Source organism: Helicobacter sp. MIT 01-3238 (genome assembly GCF_003364135.1).
GTDB lineage: Bacteria > Campylobacterota > Campylobacteria > Campylobacterales > Helicobacteraceae > Helicobacter_B.
Genome location: NZ_NXLN01000046.1, coordinates 1 through 5,704 on the forward strand (window position 1 = coordinate 1; position 5,704 = coordinate 5,704).

Annotated in this window: 4 protein-coding genes; 3 read left to right on the forward strand and 1 reads right to left on the reverse strand. The window is 40.7% G+C overall.

The genetic code is table 11. The features are described from left to right. Nucleotides 1–439 precede the first annotated feature (439 nt). Nucleotides 440–1,435: a UDP-N-acetylglucosamine 4,6-dehydratase (inverting) gene (gene pseB / locus CQA40_RS10585; protein ID WP_115520796.1), complete on the reverse strand. Its 996-nt coding sequence runs from the start codon at nucleotides 1,433–1,435 to the stop codon at nucleotides 440–442. A gap of 407 nt (nucleotides 1,436–1,842) precedes the next feature. Between pseB and CQA40_RS10590 the strand changes: the two genes are divergently transcribed. The 3 genes from CQA40_RS10590 to CQA40_RS10600 all read left to right on the forward strand — a co-directional run. Next, complete coding sequence (locus CQA40_RS10590; RefSeq protein WP_258864555.1) at nucleotides 1,843–3,108, forward strand: bifunctional 2-C-methyl-D-erythritol 4-phosphate cytidylyltransferase/2-C-methyl-D-erythritol 2,4-cyclodiphosphate synthase; 1,266 nt, start codon at nucleotides 1,843–1,845, stop codon at nucleotides 3,106–3,108. A gap of 52 nt (nucleotides 3,109–3,160) precedes the next feature. Next, a complete protein-coding gene (locus tag CQA40_RS10595) occupies nucleotides 3,161–4,054 on the forward strand; it encodes a response regulator (RefSeq protein ID WP_115520797.1) in 894 nt (297 codons plus the stop codon). Nucleotides 4,055–4,374: 320 nt separating this feature from the next. Next, nucleotides 4,375–5,704 (forward strand): cache domain-containing protein (locus CQA40_RS10600; RefSeq protein ID WP_147290210.1); only part of this gene is annotated, 1,330 nt, incomplete at its 3' end.

The following is a 5,704-nucleotide window of genomic DNA, read 5'->3' on the forward strand; positions in this document are numbered from 1 at the left end:
TTTTTATTTATTAGAATTTTTTGTTTTTTAAATATATATTAGAAATAAAAGTGTTATTTTGCCCCCCCCCCTTACTTAAAATAAGCTTAAAAATCTGCATATTGCTATGAAAACTGATATTTTTGACAAAAATCTTGCAAAAATCTATCAAAAATCAATGCTTGCAAGATAAGCCATACCAAAGCCACAAAATACGCACAAAGCGTATAGGGCTAGATTTTTATAAATTTTGCAAAATAATCTATGTATGAAGTGTAAGTATTGTTTATAATAGATATTTGGAGGTTGGCTTCTCCGCGCTTCTCTACACTTGCCAACACTTGCCAATACTTTCCTATCTCGCTTGCCAATACTTCCCTCCGCTTGTCCGCTCTTCCGCAGCTTTTTACACACGCTATTTCACTTGCTATGTGTATAGCCTTAGTGTATAGCCTCTTCCTTAGTGTATGTCTTGCGTGATTGCGATTAGCTCATCTTGGCTAAGCCATTTGGTGTTTTTCTCGCTTGAGTATTCAAAGCTCTCTTTTACGCGCTCTCCTCTCTCGCCATTGCGCGTTGTGCCGTAGTCTATGGGGGATTGAAACACTATGCTAGGCTCTAGCAAATAAAAATCATCAAACTCAAAGCAATGCCTAGAGTCATCAAGCGGAATCATCACTTCGTGTAGCTTCTCTCCTGCTCGTATGCCGATAGATTTGATAGGCAGGTGTGGGGCTAGGGCATTGGCTAGTTGCGTGATTTTCATACTTGGGATTTTGGGGACAAAGATTTCGCCTCCGTGCATTCGCTCCAAACTTTTTAGCACAAACTCCACCCCCTGCTCCAAAGTGATAAAAAACCTCGTCATTCGCTCATCTGTTATGGGAATCTCTTTTGCACCTTGCGCGATTAGACGCTTAAAAAGTGGCACTACACTTCCGCGACTTCCCACGACATTGCCATATCGCACCACGCTAAATACAGATTCTCTAGCACCTTTTATGTTGTTTGCACTTACAAATAATTTATCAGAGCAAAGTTTTGTCGCGCCGTATAGATTGATGGGGTTTGCTGCTTTGTCAGTAGATAGTGCTATGATATGCTTTACTGCGTTTTTTAGGCACGCAGAGATGACATTACTTGCGCCATTTATGTTTGTTTTTATGCACTCAGTTGGGTTGTATTCTGCGATTGGGACTTGCTTTAGCGCGGCTGCGTGTATGCAAATATCCACGCCCACAAGTGCGGATTCTAGTCTGTCCAAATCCCGCACATCGCCGATAAAATACCGCATAGCTTTGTGGGAAAAAACTTGGCTCATCTCATATTGCTTTAGCTCATCTCTGCTATATACGATAAGGCGAGCGGGGCGGTATTTTTGTAGCACTTTTTCGACAAACTTTTTGCCAAAGCTCCCCGTGCCACCTGTGATAAGGATATGTTTATTATTTAGCATTATTTCCCACTTTGTGTTGACTTTGTATTGTAAGTTTTGAGATTTTGGGTAGATTGCTTAGGTTTTGTGCATCGTGTTTTATAAGCACTAAGCATTCCATTTAGCCCATAAGTGCGAAGTTTTAATAGATATTTTTCACTCTAGTGTGGCAAAAATAGCACAAAATGCACTAAAAATGCAAAAATATTGGTTTTTAGCAAGGAGCAGAATCTACTTACGCGATATAAATTTATCTCTACAAAAGCCTATTTTGCGAAAAATCAGCTTTTTTGCAAAAATTTCAAAGCAAGTTTGACAAAAAATTGTATAATTTCGTAACAAAATGCAATTTTTCTTAGCAAGCTACGCAAAAACACCAAAGCAAAATCTATTTAACTACCAAAAACTTCAAAGAGGCACACGATTTTATGCAAAATATGTCCCAAGCAAAGCCAAATATCACAGATTCCGCGCTTGATTCTTTTGCAAAAGATACCACACTTATCTTGCTTGCTGCGGGAGATTCTACGCGATTAAGAGAGCGATTCCCTATCAAAAAACAATGGCTTAGCATAGATGATAAGCCACTTTGGCTGTTTGTCGCCCAAAAATGTGTAGAGTGCTTTAGTTTCGCTGAAGTGCTAGTAAGCGCACACAAAGATGAGCAAAACTATATGCGAAAACTTTGCGAGTATGAAATAACACAAGGTGGGGAATCTCGCCAAGATTCTATCATCAACGCACTTGAAAAAGTGCAAACAAAATGGGTGCTAATAAGCGATGTGGCGAGGTTTGGCATTGATTATGACATTATCTCACGGCTTTTTAGCAAAGCGATAGCTTCAAGCGATATGACACAGGGCGAGCGCATAGACTGCGTAGTGCCGACTTTGCGCGTGCCAGACACGGCGATATATGATGGCAAATATATCAAAAGAGAATCCCTGCTTCGTATCCAAACCCCACAGCTCTCACGCACGCAATCCCTACGCGCAGCACTACAAGCCGCAAACCAAACATACACAGATGAAAGTAGCATAATCGTTGCAAATGGTGGCAAAGTCGCATATATAGAGGGAAAAGACTCACTTCGCAAGCTCACTTTTGTGGAAGATTTGGAGTATTTGACAGATTTTGCTAGCGAAGCCAAAGCAAATCACATTGCTTGCAAAAATGATATTTTTATCGGTAATGGTATTGATGTGCATAGCTTTGAGGAGGGCAAGCAAATGGTGCTAGGGGGAGTAAAGATAGATTCTAGCTTTGGGTTTAGGGCTCATAGCGATGGCGATGTGGCACTGCATAGCCTTATAGATGCGCTGCTTGGCGCGATAGGTGCAGGCGATATAGGCGAGTGGTTTCCAGACAATGATAAATCATACAAAAACGCTGATTCTAAGCAGTTGCTAAAAAGTGTGGTGGATTTTCTCCAAAAGGTGGGGTTTGTAGTGGGCAATGTCGATATTAGCATCATCGCTCAAATGCCTAAAATCACGCCTTATAAACGCGCCATACAAGAATCTATCGCCACACTTCTAGGCGTGCCTCTGCGCTTTGTAAATATCAAAGCCACCACCACAGAGCATTTGGGCTTTGTGGGGCGGGGAGAGGGCGTTTGTGTGATGACTTCAGCGATAGTTAGGAGGGTTGATTGGGTGGCTTTGGCAAAATCTTATAAGCCAAGCCAAACTTAGCGATAAACGCACAAAAACATAACAAAACTCCAAAAACAAAAAGGACGGACAAATGACACTTCTTATCTTAGAGCCAGAAATCTACCTAGCAGAATCCCTATCAGGCAAACTTGATGAAGCGGGCTATGAGTGCTCTATCGCCACAGAGATTCCCAAAGAAAAGGTTGATTATGATGTGATATTGATAGCATCAAAGCTATATGATGATGCTTGTGAAGTATTTATCAAAAGGCACTCAACCAACTCAATTATCATTATGATGGTAACTTATACCAATGACAACACCGTGAATAAACCTATGCTTATAGGCGCAAAGGACTATGTGATAAAGCCTTTTTCTACCGATGAGCTGATGCGCAAGATTTCACATTATCACGAGTTTGCCAAAATCAAAAAAGTGCTAGGATTTTATAACGCTTATTTCAATTTCGTCCAAAACGAGCTAAACACCCCTCATCTTATCCAATACAACCCTCCTTTTCTCATCAAAAGCACTTCGCAGAGAAGCGCGGATATTTATGCGATGAAATACGCTAGGGACAAAAATGTATCCTTTGACTTCATCACGCTAAAAAACACCGACTACAAAGAGATACTAGAGCAATCCCCTCGCAAAAGCAAAATCTCATATATCACAAATCTTGAGGAGCTAAAAAGAAGCGAAAGGAGGGAGTTTTTGGAATCGGTTACTAAATATCCCTTTATCATCTCGTGCGTATCCACAGATAAAATCTTTTTCCCACAAATCATTGATATTTGCCATATCCCAAATATGCAAGAAATCGGTGGGGACATAATGTCGGTAACGGACTATGTCAAAACCATTATCACAAGGTTTGAGAATCGCTATCCTGATGTCGAGCTTGCCAAAAAGCTAGGTATGAGTCGCAAGAGCCTGTGGGAAAAACGAAAAAAATACGAGTTATTGCGAAAAAAGCAGAAATAATCCAAAACGCAAGCCTACTTTTAAGATATTTTCTGCTACAATGTGCCTTATGCGAAATCATTAGAGAGAGATACAAAAATAGTGTAAAATCTAGCGATAAATCAGCAATGATTCTTAGGATAGCTTAGCAAGTAAATTCTGTCAAATTCTGCTAAAAATCTTAAATAGAATCCAAATAGTTAGGAAAATCTAAAGATTTATGACTAGATTTAAGTTTATGGAAATATAGGACTACGGGTAAATCACGCAAAAAGCGCACAAAATCTGCGCAAATACGCGTAAAATCCAAAAACAAATTCAGGGGATAAAAGGAGTTAGAAATGCAAGCTTGGACAAATATGAAACTTGGCACGAGAGTCGCGCTATTTATCAACGGCATAGTGATGCTTTGTATGCTACTTATGGCATTTGGGATAACCAAAATGTCCTCAAACATACAAACAGAAGAATCCCACAAACTAATTGATAACATTTCAGCTAGATTTGCAGGCTTTTTAGAGGATTCGATAAATGAGGCTTTTGCTATGCTAAAAGCAAGTGGGGATAGCATAGGATTTGTGCTGCAAAATCCGCGCTATGACAATGAGGATATTTTGCAAAGCTCCATATCAAGCCTACTTGATAACAATCCTTGGGCTTCTCTTGGCTATGTGTATTTGCAGGATTCTAGCGTGCTAGGCGGGATAAAAGACTCAAGACATAGGCTTCCAAATGGAGAGTTTCTAATCCTAGCAAAAGATAAAACCCCCGACCAAAAAGGCGGGATAAGTATCTTAGAGGCAGACCCCGTCATAGCCAGCTTCAAAGGACTCCAAAAAGCAATGAGTAGTGGCAAAATCGCCATAAGCAATCCCGCATTTAAGAGAGTAGCAAGCATAGGCGAAGTCTATGGCGTATCTCTAAATGTGCCTATCACAAAAGATGGCAGAACCGTTGGCGTGGTTGGCTTACTTATTGAGGCAAATAATTTGGGTGATGAGATTTTGCAAAGTGCAAAAGAAGCCCTAAAAGCCGATGGCGTAGTGCCATTTGTGCTTACTCAAGATAGCACTATCATTATCCACCCTAGAAAAGAATGGCAAGGCGAGGAAATAGCCTCTATAAACAAAACCCCATCTTCAGCACGACTAGCAAAGGGCGTAGCAGAGCGCAAAAATGGCATATACGAATACCGCACAAGCAATGGCGATATAAGCTGGACAGGGGTGAAAACCTTTGAAGCGGGCAAAGGAAGTGGGATTTATTGGGCTATGGTGTTTGCACTTCCAGAGGAGCAAGTCATAGCCCCCGTAAATGAACTCCGCAATGTCGTGCTACTAGGAATCATCATATCACTAGGGGTTATCGTAGGTTCTGTGTTTGTGTATATCAAAAATCGAGTTGTCAGCAGAATCAGCAATATTTCTAGTCAGCTTTTTGGATTTTTTGACTATCTAAATCATAGGACAGATACCTTGCCTCCGTTTTTGCAGCCAAAGGCAAAAGATGAGCTAGGAGCTATGGCAATGGCGATAAATGAAAATGTAGAGAGCACCCAAAAGCATTTGGAGCAAGACGCAGCCCTAGTCAAAGAATCCCTAGAAGTCATAAGCAATATTCAATCAAGTGGTGTAGTAGATAGACGAATCGCACTAGAGGGTAGCAATCCAC